This window comes from Natronorubrum texcoconense (assembly GCF_900100335.1).
GTDB lineage: Archaea > Halobacteriota > Halobacteria > Halobacteriales > Natrialbaceae > Natronorubrum > Natronorubrum texcoconense.
In genome coordinates this window covers 90365-108144 of the sequence record NZ_FNFE01000003.1, presented here as the reverse complement: position 1 = coordinate 108144, position 17780 = coordinate 90365, and the positions used below count along the sequence as shown (strand labels likewise).

17 protein-coding genes are annotated in these 17780 nt (G+C 64.7%); 3 read left to right on the top strand and 14 right to left on the bottom strand.

Translation table 11 applies throughout. The features are described 5' to 3' along the window. Positions 1 to 6: 6 nt before the first annotated feature. The 4 genes from BLT08_RS11010 to BLT08_RS10995 all read right to left on the bottom strand — a co-directional run bounded on the left by BLT08_RS11010 (position 7) and on the right by BLT08_RS10995 (position 4628). Positions 7 to 729: a PGF-CTERM sorting domain-containing protein gene (locus BLT08_RS11010; RefSeq protein ID WP_090306454.1), complete on the bottom strand. Its 723-nt coding sequence runs from the start codon at positions 727 to 729 to the stop codon at positions 7 to 9. A 5-nt stretch (positions 730 to 734) separates the two neighbouring features. After that, positions 735 to 2060, bottom strand: coding sequence for a DUF7350 domain-containing protein (locus tag BLT08_RS11005; protein WP_090306452.1), 1326 nt, complete (start codon positions 2058 to 2060; stop codon positions 735 to 737). Between the two features lie 29 nt (positions 2061 to 2089). Then, positions 2090 to 3352 (bottom strand): DUF7405 family protein, encoded by a 1263-nt coding sequence (locus BLT08_RS11000; protein ID WP_090306449.1) that lies wholly within the window; start codon positions 3350 to 3352, stop codon positions 2090 to 2092. 382 nt (positions 3353 to 3734) lie between these two features. Further along, the gene (locus BLT08_RS10995) at positions 3735 to 4628 is read right to left on the bottom strand and encodes a 1,4-dihydroxy-2-naphthoyl-CoA synthase (protein ID WP_090306446.1); all 894 of its coding nucleotides are present in this window, start codon (positions 4626 to 4628) and stop codon (positions 3735 to 3737) included. Between the two features lie 157 nt (positions 4629 to 4785). On the opposite strand from BLT08_RS10995, the gene BLT08_RS10990 reads away from it, so the two are divergent. Together BLT08_RS10990 and dpsA are read left to right on the top strand one after the other, a co-directional pair. After that, complete coding sequence (locus BLT08_RS10990; protein ID WP_090306443.1) at positions 4786 to 5079, top strand: amphi-Trp domain-containing protein; 294 nt, start codon at positions 4786 to 4788, stop codon at positions 5077 to 5079. A gap of 190 nt (positions 5080 to 5269) precedes the next feature. Next, complete coding sequence (gene dpsA, locus BLT08_RS10985) at positions 5270 to 5815, top strand: DNA starvation/stationary phase protection protein DpsA (RefSeq protein WP_090306439.1); 546 nt, start codon at positions 5270 to 5272, stop codon at positions 5813 to 5815. Positions 5816 to 5926: 111 nt separating this feature from the next. On the opposite strand, the gene BLT08_RS22990 is transcribed toward dpsA, so the two are convergent. The 9 genes from BLT08_RS22990 to BLT08_RS10945 all read right to left on the bottom strand — a co-directional run bounded on the left by BLT08_RS22990 (position 5927) and on the right by BLT08_RS10945 (position 14250). After that, positions 5927 to 6094: a hypothetical protein gene (locus BLT08_RS22990; RefSeq protein ID WP_175529286.1), complete on the bottom strand. Its 168-nt coding sequence runs from the start codon at positions 6092 to 6094 to the stop codon at positions 5927 to 5929. Between the two features lie 87 nt (positions 6095 to 6181). Continuing rightward, entirely contained in the window at positions 6182 to 6595 is a 414-nt protein-coding gene (locus BLT08_RS10980) for a metal-dependent transcriptional regulator (protein ID WP_090306437.1), read from the bottom strand. 148 nt (positions 6596 to 6743) lie between these two features. Next, a complete protein-coding gene (locus BLT08_RS10975; RefSeq protein ID WP_090306434.1) occupies positions 6744 to 7670 on the bottom strand; it encodes an FAD-dependent oxidoreductase in 927 nt (308 codons plus the stop codon). Next, a complete protein-coding gene (locus BLT08_RS10970) occupies positions 7667 to 8851 on the bottom strand; it encodes an ABC transporter substrate-binding protein (protein WP_090306432.1) in 1185 nt (394 codons plus the stop codon). Before BLT08_RS10970 ends, BLT08_RS10975 begins: the two co-directional genes overlap by 4 nt. Positions 8852 to 8976: 125 nt before the next feature. After that, positions 8977 to 9150 (bottom strand): hypothetical protein, encoded by a 174-nt coding sequence (locus BLT08_RS22985; RefSeq protein ID WP_175529285.1) that lies wholly within the window; start codon positions 9148 to 9150, stop codon positions 8977 to 8979. Beyond that, the gene (locus BLT08_RS10965) at positions 9151 to 10317 is read right to left on the bottom strand and encodes an ABC transporter substrate-binding protein (RefSeq protein WP_090306429.1); all 1167 of its coding nucleotides are present in this window, start codon (positions 10315 to 10317) and stop codon (positions 9151 to 9153) included. 2 nt (positions 10318 to 10319) lie between these two features. Then, the gene (locus BLT08_RS10960; protein ID WP_090307673.1) at positions 10320 to 11513 is read right to left on the bottom strand and encodes an ABC transporter substrate-binding protein; all 1194 of its coding nucleotides are present in this window, start codon (positions 11511 to 11513) and stop codon (positions 10320 to 10322) included. Between the two features lie 327 nt (positions 11514 to 11840). Beyond that, positions 11841 to 12971 (bottom strand): FecCD family ABC transporter permease, encoded by a 1131-nt coding sequence (locus BLT08_RS10955; RefSeq protein WP_090306426.1) that lies wholly within the window; start codon positions 12969 to 12971, stop codon positions 11841 to 11843. Positions 12972 to 13224: 253 nt separating this feature from the next. After that, positions 13225 to 14250, bottom strand: coding sequence for a HEAT repeat domain-containing protein (locus BLT08_RS10945; protein WP_090306420.1), 1026 nt, complete (start codon positions 14248 to 14250; stop codon positions 13225 to 13227). Positions 14251 to 14549: 299 nt separating this feature from the next. Between BLT08_RS10945 and BLT08_RS10940 the strand changes: the two genes are divergently transcribed. Beyond that, positions 14550 to 15623, top strand: coding sequence for a J domain-containing protein (locus tag BLT08_RS10940; protein WP_090306417.1), 1074 nt, complete (start codon positions 14550 to 14552; stop codon positions 15621 to 15623). Positions 15624 to 15939: 316 nt separating this feature from the next. Here BLT08_RS10940 and menD read toward each other — a convergent pair whose 3' ends face one another. Continuing rightward, positions 15940 to 17757: a 2-succinyl-5-enolpyruvyl-6-hydroxy-3-cyclohexene-1-carboxylic-acid synthase gene (menD, locus tag BLT08_RS10935; protein ID WP_090306414.1), complete on the bottom strand. Its 1818-nt coding sequence runs from the start codon at positions 17755 to 17757 to the stop codon at positions 15940 to 15942. Between the last annotated feature and the right edge of the window lie 23 nt (positions 17758 to 17780).

Sequence of the window (17780 nt, the reverse complement as noted above, 5' to 3'; positions counted from 1 at the left end):
TACGGCCTATCGACGCCCGAACCAGAACAGCGCCGCGACGATCGCGGCCACCGCCAGTAGCGCCGTGAATCCGGGAATCGTGTCGTCTCCGTCGGCGTCCGATTCGCCGCCGTCACCGATCGTGATGGTCGCGTCTCGCTCGAGCGACGCCTGCGGATAGCCGGTGACGAGGGTCGCCTCCGCGTCGGTGATCTCGAGGGTCGTCGTCGACGGCGCGTCCTCGGCGACCTCGAGCGTGATGGTCGCCGCCGTGTCCGTCCCGATGGCGCCGTCACTCGAGGGCTCGCGCTGCTGTTCGATCGTCACCGTTCCGTGCTCGTCGTCGATATCGACCGAGCCGTCGACGGTGGCTGAACCTCCGCCGTCGGTCGCGTCGTCGCCATTGGTCACGTCGCCGTTAGCCGAGCCGTTCGCGTCAGCGCCCCCGTTCTCGGCCGCCAGCATCGGGCCGTGTTCGACGTCGGTGACGGTCAACGCATCCGAATCGTACGCGAGATCCATCGACAGTTGGTCGATCCCTTCGCCGCCGTAGCCGCCGTGCGTGCTCGCCACGAGGTCGAGGGTCACGGTCTCACCCGGCTCCGCCTCGAGTTCGTGCGGATCGAACTGAAACGTCGTCGCGTTGTCTCCGGCGGTGACGACCACCGGCGCGAGCAGGACGCCGACGAGTGCGCACGCGACGATCACCGCGAGCGCGGCCGTCCGGCGTGGCGTCGGTGGTTCGGTCATCGTCGCTACGGCACTCGCAACTCGATCGGCGGCATCTCGAGAAACGCCGTCTCGTACCCCTGATGGCGAGCCACCTGCGGCGGCGACTCGATCTGGATCGCCACCGAATCACCCGATCGGACGTCGGCGAGCGACGTCCCGTAGTGCAGATCGTACTCGCCGTCGATCGTCTGCTCGAGTGTCGCGTCGTCCGTGACCGTCTCGCCATCGCGCTCGACCGCCGCCCGCAGAGACATATCCGCGAGCGGGACCCGATTGTACGGCGTTCGCGGTGAGACGAGCACGTAGTAGTCCTCGCCGTCAGCTAAACGGGAGTCGGACTCGAGGAGCGTCGCGACGAACGCCGCGTCGCCGCTTCGCGGAAGGTCGTCCGCCTCGGGGCCGCCGTCGTCGCGCGAACTAGATTCATTGGAGTCGTCGACCGGCTCGAGGTGGGTCCCCGGATACGCTTCCGCCGGCGGAAGCGCGGAATAGGGAATTGCGGCGTGGTGGTCGTGGTCACCGTGATCGTGCTCGTCGCCGTGGCCGTCCCCATCGTGGTCGTGATCGCCGTCGTCTCCATCGCCATCGCCGTGTTCGTCGTCCGCGTGCGCTCCGTGGGCCATCGGTTCGAGCGCGCCGGGTTCGCCCCACTCCGCTTCGTCGAGATACTCGACGCCGTCGGTCACCTCGAGCATGAACTCCCGGTCGTACTCGAACTCGAACGTCGCGGTCGCCGACTCGGTGAATCGGCCCTCGAGATCGCCTGTGGTTCGGACCGAAAGCGGCGGAATCTCGACCTCGATGGCGTAGGTGCCCTCCTCCTCGAGCGGGACGTTGTCACCGAAGTGAAACCCCATCTCCTGTGAGATCATCGGCCACGCGGATTGGGGCGAGCCGACCCGCTCGCCGTCCAGCGAGACCGCGATCTCGGCGCCGGTGTCGACGGGGAGGACGACGTTCGTCTCCTCGTCCCAGACGACGAACATCAGGTGGACGCCGCCGCTCTGCTCGGGGTCGACGCGCTGAACACCATCTTCGCCGCCGCTGCCGGTTACGAGCCAGAACGGGTGCGGGTAGGAGAGCATCGGCGCGAGGGTGTAGTCGCCGGCTTCGACCGGCTCGAGGACTCGCATCGACTCCCTGTGCGTCGGGAGGTAGACCGCGTCCGGCGGGTCCTCGACCTCTGGGAATGCCGGCGTCGGCAGTTCGTCGTCGCCGGTCGAATCGTCGGCTCCGTTTTCGTCGGAGTCATCGGCACCGAATCCCGCACAGCCCGCCAGCGCGAGCGCTCCGGCTGTCGCACCTGTCGATCGAACGAACGTCCGCCGGTCGATATCGCGTTCGTGCATTGTGTATTCGTGGTTTCGCTGTCCGATCGTCACGCTTCATCGGGCGCCGCCGCCGGAAGCGCTCGCAGCGACCGGGGTGGGACCAGGTAGTTGCCGCGCTGATTCGGAAAGATGTAGCTCCGAATCCCGTTGTTCGCGTTTGGTGCGTCGAGGTCGTCGCCCTCCATCGCCTCGCGGACGCGGACGAACTCCTCGATGCCGGCCTGCAGCGAGAGGAAGTGGAGTCCCGGCGTGTCGCCGTCGACGGTGTTGAAGTCCCGGCGGAGCAAGAGCGGATCGCCGTCCTCCCTCGCTCGAGCGGCCTTCTGGGCGTGGCCGACGACGCCGCCGCGAGCGTCGGACTCGGTCGCCTCGATCCGTTCGTCGGTCAGCCCGCTCGAGCCACCAAGCGCCTCGCCGATGTCGCCGGTCAGGTCCTCGTCGGCGTGCTCCGGGCTAAACATCTTCGCGACCCGCTGGTAGTGGCTGTCCTGCTCGAGCCAGGTCCGGAGCTGGATGGTCATCGATTCGACGTGTTGGGTCGTCGCACCAGCGAACGGGCCGTCCTCGATCGTCACCCGGTCCTCGGTGGCCTGGCTCTCCGCGAAGCCGGACCGAAAGCCCATGAAGAACGGGGCGTCCTCCGGCACGGAGTCGGGAACGCCCGAGATGTCGGTATGCTCCGCGGGGAGTCCCGGGCCGACGAAGCCGGTTCGGCGGTGGTCGTCGACGCGCTCGAAGACGTCCATTAAATCGGTTTCGATCTCTTGGCCGTTGAACTCGTCAGCCTCGCCGAACAGTCCCTCTTCGGCCTCGAGGACGACCTGCGAGTGATCGCTCGCGAGGTGGAGGAGGGCGTCGAACTCGTCGAACGCGTCGACATGGCCGATGACCGCCCTCGGCTCCGGGAGGTCGACTTCGTCGGGTAACGAGCCGTCGAACCGGTCGAAGTACGCCGGCGTGTAGCCCAGCGTAAAGAGCAGCCCCTCGTTGCTCCACTCGTAAGCGCGCTCGAGTTCCTGCAGGGCGGCTTCGACCCGCTCTCGAGCCTCGTCGGTCGGGTCGTCGACCAGCGAGAGCGCGACCAGGACGTGGTGTTCCGGCGGCCGGACGTTGCCGTCGTCGTCCCGCGTGAGGGCGTCGTTCCAGGCGTGCTGGCGCTCGGGGAGCGAGTCCGGGTCGTCCGTTCCCGAGGGAATTTCGACATCGTCGCCCTCGGAGGTACAGGCGGCGAGCGCGCTCGCGCCGCCGACGGCGACCAGCGACCGGAGGTAGTCCCGACGGGATAGCGCGGACCGATCGGGGAGTGTCACTGGCTGCGTGTCGGTGCTGGAAGACCCAAAGCGTTACTCTTCCTGACGATGCTACCGCGATCGTGCCGAAGGTATAGAGCGGGCGTGCTCGAATGCAACGGCGGGCAGTACTGGAGAAGGAAGTTGCCTGGATCGGTCAAACACTCTGCGGTGGCGCGCGCTGTCGTTCCGACCGAGCGACGGCGAGGTCGGATGACGATACTGCGCGAGGGATGAACGAGCAACGCGAGTGAGTCGGTTGGGGAGGGCGTGGTACTCACTGTCGCCAGCATGAGCAGTACGCTCGAGGAGACGTCCCTCAAGAGGGGACAGACACTCGCTACAAAAACTGACCCAGAATGTTCACAACCGAACGCGACGGTGACCGATCAAATCGCTACGCTCAGTAGTGCCACGGGTAGTCGTCGAACTCGGGATCACGGCCCTCGACGAACGCGTCCCGGCCCTCCTTCGCCTCGTCGGTCATGTAGCCCAGTCGCGTCGCCTCGCCGGCGAACACCTGCTGGCCAACCATCCCGTCGTCGGTCATGTTAAACGCGTACTTGAGCATCCGCATCGCCGTCGGACTCTTCGCATTGATGCGCTCGCCCCACTCGAGTGCCGTCGCCTCTAACTCCTCGTGTGGAACCGCCTCGTTGACCATCCCCATCTCTGCGGCCTCTGCGGCTGAGTAGGTTTTCCCGAGGAAGAACACCTCTCGAGCCTTTTTCTGGCCGATCTGCTTGGCGAGGTAGGCCGAGCCGAAGCCGGCGTCGTAGCTGGCCACGTCGGGGTCGGTCTGGAGGAACTTCGCGTGTTCCGCGCTCGCGAGCGTGAGGTCACAGACGACGTGCAGCGAGTGGCCGCCGCCGACGGCCCAGCCGGGGACGACGCAGACGACGACTTTCGGAATGTGTCGAATCAGGCGTTGCACCTCGAGAATGTGCAGCCGTCCCTGCTCCGACGCCCGTTCCTCGTCGCCCTCGTACTGATAGCCGTCCTCGCCGCGAATCGTCTGATCCCCGCCGGAACAGAAGGCCCAGCCGCCGTCTTTCGGCGACGGGCCGTTTCCGGTCAACAGGATACAGCCGACGTCGGTCTGGCGCTTGGCGTGGTCCAGCGCGTCGTACAGTTCGTCGACCGTTCCCGGACGGAAGGCGTTGCGCACCGCGGGTCGATCGAAGGCGATCCGGACCGTGCCGGCGTCGACCGCTCGGTGATAGGTGATGTCCTCGAGCTCGTCGTTCAGGTCGGCGACCGGCTCCCACTGTTCCTCATCGAAGAGTTCCGAAACCATTGCTCGTGTTTGGTGGGCAGCGCGTGAAATAGGTTCGCGTCGTGCCTCGAGGCCGGTCGAGGGCGTGGGCGGACGAACGGTTTGGGGTGTCGAGACGCTGCGATGGGAACGGAACCACCGTGAACGCCATATCCGTCGGTGTCGTGTAGCACGGACGATGACAGCCGATCAATCCGACACCGACGAGCGGACGACGATCCGCGCCGGTCGTAACTTCGAACGGGAATACCGCCTCGACGCGAGCGACGCCGGCGAGTTCCTGATCGCGCTCGGCGAACAGCTCCGCGACGAAGAGGAACTCACGATCGGCGACGACGAGTGGGTGCTCCCGTTCGCGTTCGGCGGCCCGGTCGCACTCGAGATCGACTTCGACGGGATGGACGAGCCGGAACTCGAGATCGAACTCGAGCTTCCCGGTCGGACCGACGAGACGGGTCCCCGGATCGAATAGGCGATATTCGACCCGCTCCGCAGCGATGGCCGGTCTGTCGTACGCCGGTAGCCGTCTCGCTTCGAGAGTGACGACAGTCTCTCCATCCTGGGTTGCCGTTCCACTGGTGAGAGAGATGGTTTAGGCAGTACGAAAAAATATTTGTAAATTGAAAAGTTATAAGAGGTGAGAGAACCGACTATGAGCTGTGATGAACACGCAAAAGACCATCCGACAGCCCGCAGATACCGTCGAAGCGAACGCCCTTCGGCTCGACACCGAAAAGGCAGCACAGATCGTCGACGCGCTCAACACCGACCTCGCCGACGCGTACGTCCTCTACCACCAACTCCACAAGCACCACTGGAACGTCGAAGGGGCCGAGTTCCTCGAGATCCACGTCTTCCTCCAGGAGGTCTACGAGGACGTCGAAGATGCGGCCGACGAACTCGCCGAACGACTGCAGGCGCTCGGCGGCGTCCCACACGCCAGTATGACGACCCTCGCGGCCAACGCGACGGTCGAACCCGAAGACGAAGACGTCTACGACGTCCGGACCTCGCTCGCCAACGACCTCGAGATGATGGGCGATATCATCGAGAGCTACCGACAGCACATCGAACTCGCGGAGGGACTCGGCGACTACGCGACCGGAGAGATGCTTCGTGAGCAACTCGAAACCATCGAGGAGCACACCCACCACATCGAACACTACCTCGAAGACGACACGCTGGTCCTCGAGTCCGCGACGAAGTAGCACGGACGCCTCGGACGGAGGCCGTGCCTCGAGTGGTGTCCCGTCGGTTCGCCTCGAGCGTTTCAGCTTAAGTATCGATTTTTCGCCGTAGAAGTCCGCCGGAGTCAGAACTCACCGAGTGACGTCCACGATACGGCTGCTCGAGATCCATCCCTCGGTGTTCCCGGATTCGATGAACACCAGCGTGTCGGGGCCGCTTTCACAGACTGCGATCTCGGGTCCGTGGTTCGGAGCCGGTTCGGAGTCAGGGTCGCCATCCGAACGAGTACCGGTTGCCATTGCCATTGTTTAGGTAGACCTAAAACAAAAAGCGTGTGGTTTGGCTCGGACCGACGGTACCGGTTGGACCGCGGTGCACGCGAGCCGCTACCGGGAGTCCGAGAGGGCGGACGGAAGCGACGCCCGTGTCTCTCCGGACGAATCGCCGACGGTGAGAAGCGTCGACTCGAGACGGTCGATGACCGTTGGACTGACCGCTCCCGCGAGTTCCATCGCCTCGCGCTCGTACTCCTCGAGTTCGAGCACGTCGCGAAAGAACCGCGAGAGTGTCTCGTAGGCCTCGTACAGCTCTGCAGCGGTGGCTCGTCCCTCGTCGGTGAGCGTCGCTCCGTCGTACGGCTCGTAGGTCACGAGCCCTCTCGATTCGAGTCGTTGGAGCATCTCCGTCGTCGCTGCGGGCGACCGACCGAGCGCATCCGCGACGGCGCCGGACGAGACCGGCGGGCCGTCCCGTCGTTCGACGAGGAAGACCACGAGGAGGTACTGGGGGCCACCGGTCATCTGTCACTGGATCGGCTCCGGATGATCTCCCGACCATCCGACACCCGACGTATAGACGCGAGCGTTCCTCACCGCCGAGAACGGGTGGACGACTGGATCGAGGTCGTCCGGCGTTTCGAGAGCCGACGATTCGATGGTGGGCGTGATGCTACTCGCCTCCCATTTCGCGTTCGGCGTCGATCTCGCGCGCCGCCTCGAGGATCAACTCGTCCTCGATGTGCTCGAGCAGCCGCCTGTGACCGTGCTCGATCCGCCGTTCGATTTCGTCGTCGGAGAGATAGGTCGCGAGCCGGCGGTCGATCTCCTGTTCACGTATCTCCTCGAGTCGCGCCTCCTCGAGGTCGTGATCGTCGGGGAGTTGGGTGTCGACGTACTCCCGCCATCGGCTCCGATCGCGCCACTCGTCGTCGAGTTCCCGCTCCCGACGCATCCAGTCGTAGTGATTCGCCAGGGGTTCGGGTAAGCCCCGTTCTCGTCGAACGTCTTCGACGAGGGTTATCCCGACCCGCGTGCCGTGTCCGGCGGCCATGCTCGCCTGATAGCCGGTGTCCCCGTACGGCGACGCGATGAACAGGTCATCGACCGGCGTCCTCCCGTCGCTTTCGGCGTAGCTCTTGTCGAAATGCTCGTGTTCCTCGCCGTCGTGGTCGTGGGTCTCGAACATCGCCGCCTCGTCGTCGAGACCGCGCATGTACTCGCCGTCGTAGCGCGTGGCCGCAACCACCCGCCGGGCGGTGACCGACTCTCCCTCCTGTGGAGTCACGACGAACCCCTCGCCGCTCTCGACGCGTTCGAGCGACTCGACGAGGTCGGGAACGATCTCACAGCCCGCCGTCTCGGCGTGGTCGTGCATCAGTCCGTACAGCGTCTCGATGTCGATCCCCGCTGGGAAGCCGAGGTAGTTCTCGAGGTAGGCACAGCGCTGAATCGAGGAGCGTCCGCGGTCGAAGATCGCCGTGTCCAGGCCGGACCGAGCCGTGAAGACGCCCGCCGCACAGCCTGCGGGACCGCCGCCGACCACGACGACGTCGTGATCGAACGCCGTCTCCGCCCCCGTGGACTCGAGCGCGCTCATTGGTCGATCTCCCCGTTGATGATGTCCGCAACCCGTTGGCGGTCGAACAGCCGTTCGTCTGCTGGAACGTCGGGGAAGTTCTCCGGATCGAACGTGCCAAACTCGTCCGGATACAGCAGTCGTGCGGTCAGCTCCGTCTGGAAGAGGTTGACGATCGGCCCCTGCTGGAAGTGTGCACCCGGATAGATATTTCGCGCTGCAACCGCGGTGAGCTGACTGCCTACCGCGTCGGCTTCCATCGGCGCGACGAACTGCTCGTGGAACGCTGACGCGTCGTACTCGCCGTCGTCGTCCGTGAGCCGAACCCCGCCGTGAACGATGAGAATCTCGGGATCGATCTCGAGCATCGACTCGTAGTCGAGCTCACCCTGGTCGGCCGTGAAGGTGCTCTCCACCTCGAGGTTGCGGTAGGTCTTCATCTCGACGCCTTCCCCCTCGGTCGTCATCGGAGCAAACGTTCCCTCGCTCGGCGCGGATCCGAAGTTCACGAGCCCGACTTCGGGCCGTTCGCTTCCGGCGGGGAGCCGCGAGTCGATCTCCGCCAGCATCTCGTCGTGGATACTGGCGAACGCCTCGTAGCGCTCGCGCTCCTGAAAGAGGTCGGCCAGTCGGTCGAACGCCTCGTACAGCGAGGGGAGTTCGTAGGTGTGAAACTCCCGCCGCCGCACGATGTTGTTCCCGAAGAAGGGTGCGACGGTGTCGACGAGTTCCTGCGTATCGGATTCGTCCCACGAGCCGTCGAAGCCCGACCCGTGGAAGTAGTTCGGATCGCAGAGAATAACCTCCGGATCGAGTTCGTAGAACAGTTCCTTGTCCCAGCCGTTCGAGAGGGGCGACGGAACGTCCGACGGCATCGACACGCCGACGCGATCGAAGAAGTACGATGGCGCGTACCACCCAGCGGGCTTGAATCCGTCACGCTGACCGAGTGCGATCGCCATATCGGCCCAGGGTCCGGTGATGGCCATCCACGTCTCGGGGACGTCCTCGAAGGAGAGACAGCCGACGGGCTCGAGGCACGCCTCGTACGATCCGCCCGTGTCAGTCCGTTCGGTGGTATCCTCCTGTCCGACCAGCTCCGAACAGCCGGCCAGGACGCTCCCCGTAAGTATCGTTCCGCCGTACTTCAGCGTCTCTCTGCGTGTCAGTATCGCTGTCGCGTTCTCAGTAGCGTCTCTCATGGTTCGGTGGGTCCGTTGGTGCTGTTTCCAGCCTGCTGTCGGTCGACTCGTTGTTCGCCTTCGTGCAGTCGTGAGAGCCGTCTTTCAGGTGTCGTGTCGGTGGTGGCGTCGATCATGGGTTGTCGTTATCGTCTGACTGTCACTGGTCGATCGGCGGCGATGAACGGCTCCTCGTCCCCGTCGGCGAACGCCAGCCCGCCACACTTGTTGCGACGAACTCGCCACGACGGTAGGTCGGGGATGTCGTAGTCCGCTGGCACGCGGAAGGATCCCGCAATCGCCCACTCTCGAGCGCGCATTCACCGATCACCCGTGATGATGTCCGCAACCCGCTGGCGGTCGAACAGCCGTTCGTCGCCGGTCACGTCGCCGAACTCCTCGGGAAACAGTTGCTTCGCCGCTCGCTCGGTCAGGAAGAAGTTGTGAATTGGTCCCTGATTGAGGTAGCCGCCGCGATACACGCGTCCGTTCTGGACGGCGGTAAGTTCGCTCCCGACGGGATGACTCTGCATGTACTCGAGAACGGTGTTGCGGAACTCCGTAGCGGACTTTCGCTCGTGCCCGCGGACGAGAATTACGTCGGGGTCGACCTCGAGCAGGTTCTCGTAATCGAGTTTGCCGCGGTTCGTGGTGCTGAGATTCTCGGTGCCCGTCCCCGCAAGCGCGTCGTGGACGCCGAGGTCGCGCCACTGTTTCTTGCTCGTTCCCCCGTCGTCGAGTCGATACGGCGAGAACGCTTCCGGCTCGTCGGCCCCCTCGAACGTGAGGAACGCGGTCGGCCGTTCGTCACTCGGCGGGAGCCGCTCCTGTATCGCCGCGATGTACTCGGTGTGCAGTTCGCTGAACGCCTCGTAGCGCGCTTGCTGTTGGAACACCTCGGCCACTTTCTCGAAGGCTTCGTACAGCGTGTAGTAGCGGTAGTCGTGCCACTCGTCGGAGCGCCGGAAGATCAGATTCCCGACGAACGGCGCGACGTTCGACGCGATTTCCTCGACGTCGTCATCGTCCCAATCGAACCAGTTGACGAGCATCTGGGGATCGTACAGGTGGACGTCGCTCTCGAGTTCGTAGAACTCCTCTTTGGTTCGGACTTCCGGATACTGCTCGAGGACGTCCCGGTCGACGGTCACGCCGGGGAGCTCGTCGTAGACGGCGGTGTAGTATCGATCCGCGCCACCGATACCCGCCAGACCGGCTGCCTGCCCCAGTGCGACGGCCATATCGGCGTAGCCGCCGTCGTACGCGATCCAGCGTTCGGGCACCCGGTCGAACGCAACGCTCCCCATCGGTTCCATCGACACCGAGTACGATTCGCCCCCGGTCGTCTCAGCCGCCTCGTCTCCGTCCTGTCCGACTAACTCCGAACAGCCCGCGAGGGCGGCACCGGTTGCGAGCGCCCCGCCGTATTTCAGCGTGTCTCTGCGCGTCGGCGTCTCGTGTGTCGTGTTGGTGGTGTCGTCGCTCATGTTCAGAACTCCCCGGTGATGATATCCGCGACCCGCTGGTGATCGAACAGTCGTTCGTCGGGACCGAACGCCGGGTAGACATCGCCATCCTCGTACCCCGGCCACGTGCCGAACTGCTCCGGGTACAGTTGCTTTGCGGTCATCTCCAACTGAAAGAGGTTCATCAGCGGTCCCTGCCACCGCGTTCCTTGGACGTACACCCGATCGTTCTGTACCGCGGTTAGCTCGCTTGCGACGGGATCGTCTCGCAGGTTCCGGACCAGCTGTTCGAAGTCGACTGTCTCCGTGACCGTCCAGAGTGCGAGTATCACGTCCGGGTCAGACTCCAACAGCGCCTCCGAATCGACTTCGATGAACGGCCCGTCGAACTCCTGCTCGCCGAAGGCGTCGACGGCACCGAGCGGCCTGGTGTGGGTGTTCCAGTATCCTGGAGCGTTCAGCGGGAGCACGTGGATCGCGGACAGGTCCGTCTCGAGAGAGAGGTACGCGACGGTCGGTCGTTCAGACTCCGGCGGAAGCCGGTCTTCGATGGTCTCGAGGAGGTCGTCGTGAACGGCTGCGAACGCTTCGTACCGCGACCGTTCGCCGTACAGGCTGGCGACGCCGTCGAACAGTTCCCACAGTGTATTGTACTCGTAGCCGTCGGCCCACTCCTCGGGCGGCGTGGCGTGATTGGAGCTGTAGTAGTTCCCAAACCACGGTCCGACGTTGGTTGCGATCTCGTCGACGTCAGCTCGTGTCCAGTTGTCCTGTGTCGTCACCCAGGCGGGGTCCACGAGGTGGAGGTCGCTGTCGAGTTCGTACAGCTGTTCTTTCGTGAACCCGTACGCTCCCGGTTCGTCTCTCCACGCAATTTCGACGCCGTCCATTCCGGCGGTGAAGTACTCGAGGGCCGCCGCGGTTCCATCCCACCAGAGATAGTTGACGCTCTCGCCGCGACCGAGTGCGGTGGTCATGTCCGGGAACCACGGGAAGTGAGTGAACACGCTCGTCGGCGGCGTTTCGAGCGTCACGGTACCGACCGGCGCGAGCGTCGCGGTGTAGGAGCCGTCGTCCGTCTCCGTCGTCGACTCCGATTCGTTCTGATTGACGATGTCCGAACAGCCGGCCAGTAATCCGCTACCGATGGCCGTGCTGCCGTACGCGACGAACGCCCGCCGCGTCGATTCCCCGCGTGCCGGTTTCTCTCTACCCATGGATTTAGGCCCACCTAAAACATAATAAACGCTCCGATTTTTAGGTTGGCCTAAAAGTGATCGGTCGCCGTCGATCGTCCCGTGAGTGACGGTATCGACGAACGTCTCGGGCAAATCGTCGATCTCGCCGGTTTGTACGCCCCACAAATTGGCGTACAGGCCGTCCCCCGCGAGCAGTTCCTCGTGGGTACCGCGCTCGACCGCCTCTCGATCCGCGTCAGTGACGGTCTCGAAAAAGCCTCGATGGAGATAGCGGCCGTGATCGACGAGCCCCTCGACGGTGATACTGCTGTGCGACGTCCTCTCCCGGGAGAGGGTGCGTCCCATTTAGATCTCACCCATATTCTGCTGTTTTCGCATCAAGTAGAGGAAGTACGGACCACCGATGAGTCCGGTGACGATGCCGACGGGGATCTGAGTGGGACTCAACGCCAGTCGCGCGCCCACGTCGGCACTGACCATCAACGCCGGACCGACGAACAGACAGCCGACGATCAACTTCTTGGAGTCGCTTCCGACGAGGTTCCGGACCATGTGGGGGACGATAAGGCCGACGAACCCGACGATGCCGGCGACGGCGATGCTCGCCGCCGCTGCGAGGACGGCGACCCCGGACAGCGCAAAGCGGACTTTCTCGATCGACATTCCCAGGGATTTCGCGGTCTGCTCGCCCAACAGAAGGACGTTCATCTGGCGCGAGCCGGCGATAGAGAGGACGACGACTGCAATCGTCCACGGGAGCACGATTCGAACCTGCTCCCAATCGGTGCCGGTGAGCGAACCGGTGGTCCACGCGATAGCCGACTGAACGACGCCGATGTCGTCCGCGAAGAAAAACAGCCCCGTCTGCAGCGATCCGAAAACCGTACCGACGATGACGCCGGCCAGAACCAGTCGAACCGGTGACGTCCCGTTTTTCCAGGCGATAACGTAGACGATGAGAAACGAGATGGCTCCGCCGAGCGCAGCGATCAGCGGCAGAAACGTCGTTAGACTTCCGAACACGACGAGCGTGAGCAAGATCATGAGCCCCGCGCCGGAGGAGACGCCGAGAATGAACGGACTCGCGAGTTCGTTCCGGGTGACCGCCTGGAAGATCGCCCCCGACACGGCGAGGTTCATGCCGACCAGCACCGCGACGAACACCCTCGGAAGACGGATATTCCAGACGATGAGGCTCTCGGTGCTCATGTCTGGCATCGGTTCGCCGAGCAAAAACGCGTCCCACGCCTGCGGATTGAACAACACGTTCGGGTTGAACACCGCCCGCCACGCCTCGGCGAACGTCATCGAGTACGCGCCGTAGCTCACCTGAATCAGCGCGCCGACGAAGACGACGACGAGGCTCCCGAACACCACCGTGAGGAGTTTCGGATCGAAGAGCCACCGGAACCGCGTGCCGTCCGATACCGACCGCTCGGCCTGATCCGTCTCGAGATCCGGTTGCGTTCCACTCATCGCGGACTCACATCGACTGAGTCGATCAGGATAGTATCCACGGAGCTGCCGAGCGGACCGATCGGTGGCTCGTGACGCGCTCCAGCGGGTTCCGAACGTCGCGGAAGCGATACGTCGCCAATCGTTTCGGAGATCCTGCACTCTCGTCGAACCAACACGTCGATTTCACGGAGTTCGTCCGCCATATTGGTTTAGGCCAACCTAAAAGATAAAACGGTTCCGATTTTTAGGTCGGCCTAAGACCGTCATCACATCAGCGGGGACCACCACATCGCGGACAGATCGGCGGCCCCGCCTCGGGCAGCAACTGCCCGCAGTGGGGGCATTCGTCGCCGTCAGGGCTGGTAATAGCATCGACGATCTCGTCAGTTCGATCGCGAATGCCGTCGACCGTCCCGATTCCGCCGGAGCCGATGTCGATCGACTCCTCCTCGCTCGCGTGCGTCGCGAACCGAACACGGTCACGGAGGAACTGTTCGGCCTCGTCGTCCGCGTTCGAACTCACGTCCGGCTCTACGGCTCGAGTGACGTCCGGTACCGACACAGTGGCATCTGAGCGGGCGAGCAGACCGAACGCCTCGACCGCCCGTCCCCGCACGAAGTGGCTCTCGTCGTCCAGTCGATCAGCCAGGGCGGTGGTACACTCCGACACTACGTCCGGATACGTAGAGCCGATCGCAACGAGGGCGGTACAGAGGTGGTACCGAACGAGTTCGTTCGAATCGTCGAGGTGCCGAGTCAGGTCCGAGACGTGGTGACGGAGTCGACGCTGGTCGGCCAGCGCCAGGTACTCGAGCGCTTTCGCCAGTTTCTCCCGCACCTCGGGTTCGTCGAACGACAGCCCGATTCGTAGATCCGCCAGCACTTCGTGCGAGGCGACTGCATCCGGCGCTTCCAGCGCGACGTAACCCAACGCCTCCGCCGAACGGGCCCGCACGTAGTAGAACTCGTCCTCGTCAGCCAGCCGGGCGGCGAGCACCGGAACGAGCGACGAGGCCGCTTCCGGTTCAGTTTCGGCAGCGGTCACGAACAGTTTCGCGGTCGTCAGACGGATCGATCGCTCCTCGTCGGTAAGAAACGGCGTGAGCGCGCTCAGTACGGGCTCGAGTCCGTCTGGCCTCGTTTCGGCACCCGTACGCAACGCTCGAAGCGCCGTCTTCCGCGTCTCGGCATCGGCTGTGGTGAGCCGTTCGAGGGACGCAACGGCTTCCTCGTGGCTGTCAGCCTCGAGGAGCGCATCGAACTGATCGGCCGGTAGTGGCTGTGTCGAATCGTCCATTGGTGTGACGGACCGTATTCGTCGAATCCGCCACAGCGACTGATAAAATCCACCGTCGACGGTGTCCGCTGGCGGTTCGACGTACTCCGAAAGCGGGGGCACGCTAGACACCATTCCATATAGCAATATACAGTTCATTTGGCGGAGCAGAGTCAGTCGACGAACTGAGAAACAACCGCTCGAGTGGGAGCGAAGAGCCGCAATCAGGTGAATCACCGTGTTCGGAGAGCAAACAGATTAATTGACAATGGGTCAATCAGTGATGTTTTTTGACTGGGCTCCGAACTCCACCGCACTCGATGGGGCAGACGTACTACGATATCCTCGAGGTCGACCCCGACGCGACCCGCGCCGAGATTCAGACGGCCTATCGCGAGCGCGTCCTCGAGACCCATCCTGATCACAACGACGCCCCCGACGCCGCCGCCCAGTTCAAACGCGTCTCGACGGCCAGATCCGTCCTTACTGACGGCACCGAACGAGCGCGGTACGACCGCCTCGGCCACGACGCCTACGTTCGCCTCGCCGAGCGCTCGAGCGGGGCGAGTTCTCCGGACTCGAGTGCGTCCGACGGAACTGGCGACAGTACCAGGGAGCCAGACTCTAGTTCGGAGACCGAAACGACATCGTCGACCCGTTCGGGGTCCACCTCGCGAGGGAGCACCGGTGGGGGGTCTGACGGCCGTAATCGACGCGGGGACGGGCGACGCGGAAGTCACCACGCCCGCCAGCGCGCGAGACGTCAGCGGAAGACGGCCCAACAGCGAGCCGGTGGCGGATGGACGTTCGTGACCGAGGGCGGCGGCGACTCGAGTCGCGAGTCGTCCGCGAATAACGGCTCGGCTGCCAGCAACACGGCGTCCGCGGCCGGTGCGTCAGGAGCGACCAGCGCCGGAGCGACTGCCGGTACCCGGGCGGCCGATGCTTCCGGGTCGACGAGTGGCGCAGGGATGTCCGCGGGATCGAACGCGTCCGACGCCGACGCTTCCTCGGGCTTTCGGTACACCGTCCACGACTGGGAGGGGGAGGTCGACCTCGAGTGGGAGGGGCAGGCGATGCCGCAGACGACGGCGGTGACGATCGGCTGTCTCTGGCTGCTGTACCCGCTGTTCGTCGCGGCGAGCGTGACGCCGCTGTTTCCGCTCGCGATCAACGCCATCGTCGCCGCCTGCACGTTCGCCTTCGTCGGCTATCTGCTCACGAGACCGCGTATCGCGACCGCGGTGTTCGGGTTCTGGAGCGTGTTGTTCCCGCTCGGGATCGATCAGTTGGCGTCCGTTTCGGCGTTCTCGATCACCGGACTGGTCGCGCTCGGCTTCGCCTGGGTTCCCTTCGGCTACGCGGTCGCGCTCTGGTGGGCGCTTCGGCCATGAATGGGTGCGAGACCTGGATCGGTTTTTGACCAAATCAAGTGTCCTGCCCACGCTGGCGGCGATGATTTCCACGTCCTCCCCAGCCGATTCACTCGCTACGCTCGTTCATCCCTCGCACGTCAGTATCGTCCGCCCTCGCTTTCGCTCACGGTTCACTCCGTTCACCGTTCTCCTTCCGAGGTTCTCACTCCGCTCGAACCTCGTTTCGCTCGGACGGCCGACAGCGCGCGCCACTGCACCAATTCGGCGGCTCGAGTACCACGTAGAGAACCGCGGTTGGCACTTGCCGGAAAATTCGACTGCCCTGTAACGAGCGTTATTCGCTCTTACGTCGAACTTCGTCACGAACCCGATCCTCGAGCGCCTCCCGCCGTCGATGGCTCGCTTCCGAGTCGAACTCGAGGGCGAGCACTTGCGTTCCGTCGCGCTCGAGCGAGTCGCAATAGGCGTCGACGAAATCGACGGGGTCGACGCGCTCGTACTCGAGGCCGTAGAGCTCGGTCAGGTGTTCGAACTCGAGGCCGTGGGGGGTCTTGAACTGGTCCGTAAACGGCGGCTCGAACTCCTCGATGGGGAGTTTGTGGAAGATCCCGCCGCCGTCGTTGTCCAGCAGGACGATTGTGGCGTCGACGTCGCAGCGTTCGACCGCGAGCAGGCCGTTCGAATCGTGGTAGAATGCCAGATCGCCGGTGACGAGGACGAGCGGGTCGTCGGTCGCGCTCCCGGCACCCAGCGCCGTGCTCGCGATGCCGTCGATCCCGCTCGCACCCCGATTCGCGAGCACCGTCAGCTCCGCCGCTCGCGGCTGCCCGAACCGATCCGCGTCCCGGATCGGCATGCTGTTCGAGACGAAGACGGTAGCCGGGTCTGGCGCGTGCGCGAACACCGACGCGAGGATCCCACCTTCGAAGGGGTCGATCTCGAGTGCGTCCGCCGTGAGCGCGTCGTCGCAGACGTCCCAGTGACGACGTTCGGCGGTCTCGAACCGAGTGTGCCAGTCGTCGTTCGGTGCGGGTGTGGCTCCGTGGTCGCCGTCGTCGGATTCGGATGCGAGTCGGTCGCACAGCCCCTCGAACACGCTCCCGGGCGACGCCGTGAGCAGGTCGGTCGCGGTGAACGTCGCCTCGCGCCACGCGCCCGCAGGATCGAGCAGGAACTGCCGGGCCCCGCTGTCGCGCAGGGCGTGGCGAAGCGGTTTCGAGGTCGGCGACGCGCCGAAGCGGACGACGACGTCCGGCGACGGGAGATCGGTGATATAGCCGTCGTACCCGCCGTAGACGGGCCCACTGCTGGCGGTCCCCGGGACGTGATCGCCGAATCGAAGGCTCGAGAGCGGATCCGCGAGGATCGGCGCGCCGACGCGTTCGGCGACGGCGACGACCGCGTCGGGATCGAGTTCGGGCAGGTCGACCGGATCGGCCGGGCCAGCGACGATCAGCGGGCGGTCGGCCTCCTCGAGCGCCGCTACAAGCGGTCGGTACTGGCCGTCCTCGAGCGTCACCGTCCCGGAACTCGTCTCGACGAACGCGCCGTCTCGTCCCTTGCCGGCCAGCGTCTCCGAAAAGGAATTCGGGACCGCGTCGGCTACCTCGAGCGGCTCGAGCGGCTTTCGAAACGGACAGTTCAAGTGGACGGGGCCGGGATCGGTTCCGCCCGTCTCGGACAAGGCTCGCGCTGCGGTCGTCCGAAGGCTTCGGACTTTTCGCTCCTCGGCTTCGGGCTCCGGTAGTTCCGCGTCCCACCGAACCGCGTCGCCGTAGAGGCCGACCTGATCGACGGTCTGGTTCGCGCCGCTGTCGCGGAGTTCGTGGGGTCGATCGGCCGTGAGCACGAGCATCGGGACGCGAGCCCGATCGGCCTCCATCACGGCGGGATGAAAGTTCGCCGCCGCGGTTCCGGAGGTGCAGACGAGCGCCGTCGGCTCGCCGGTTCGCCTCGCGCGCCCGAGCGCGAAGTAACTCGCGGAGCGCTCGTCGAGGTGTGAAAAGACGCGAACGTCGGGGTGATCGGCGAACGCAACCGTCAACGGCGTCGATCGACTCCCGGGGGCGATACAGACGGCCTCGAGGCCGCCCTTCGCGAGTTCGTCGACGAGGACGCGGCCCCACAGCGTCGCGCGATTCGGTGCGGTCACTGGATCACCTGTACGTACATTGT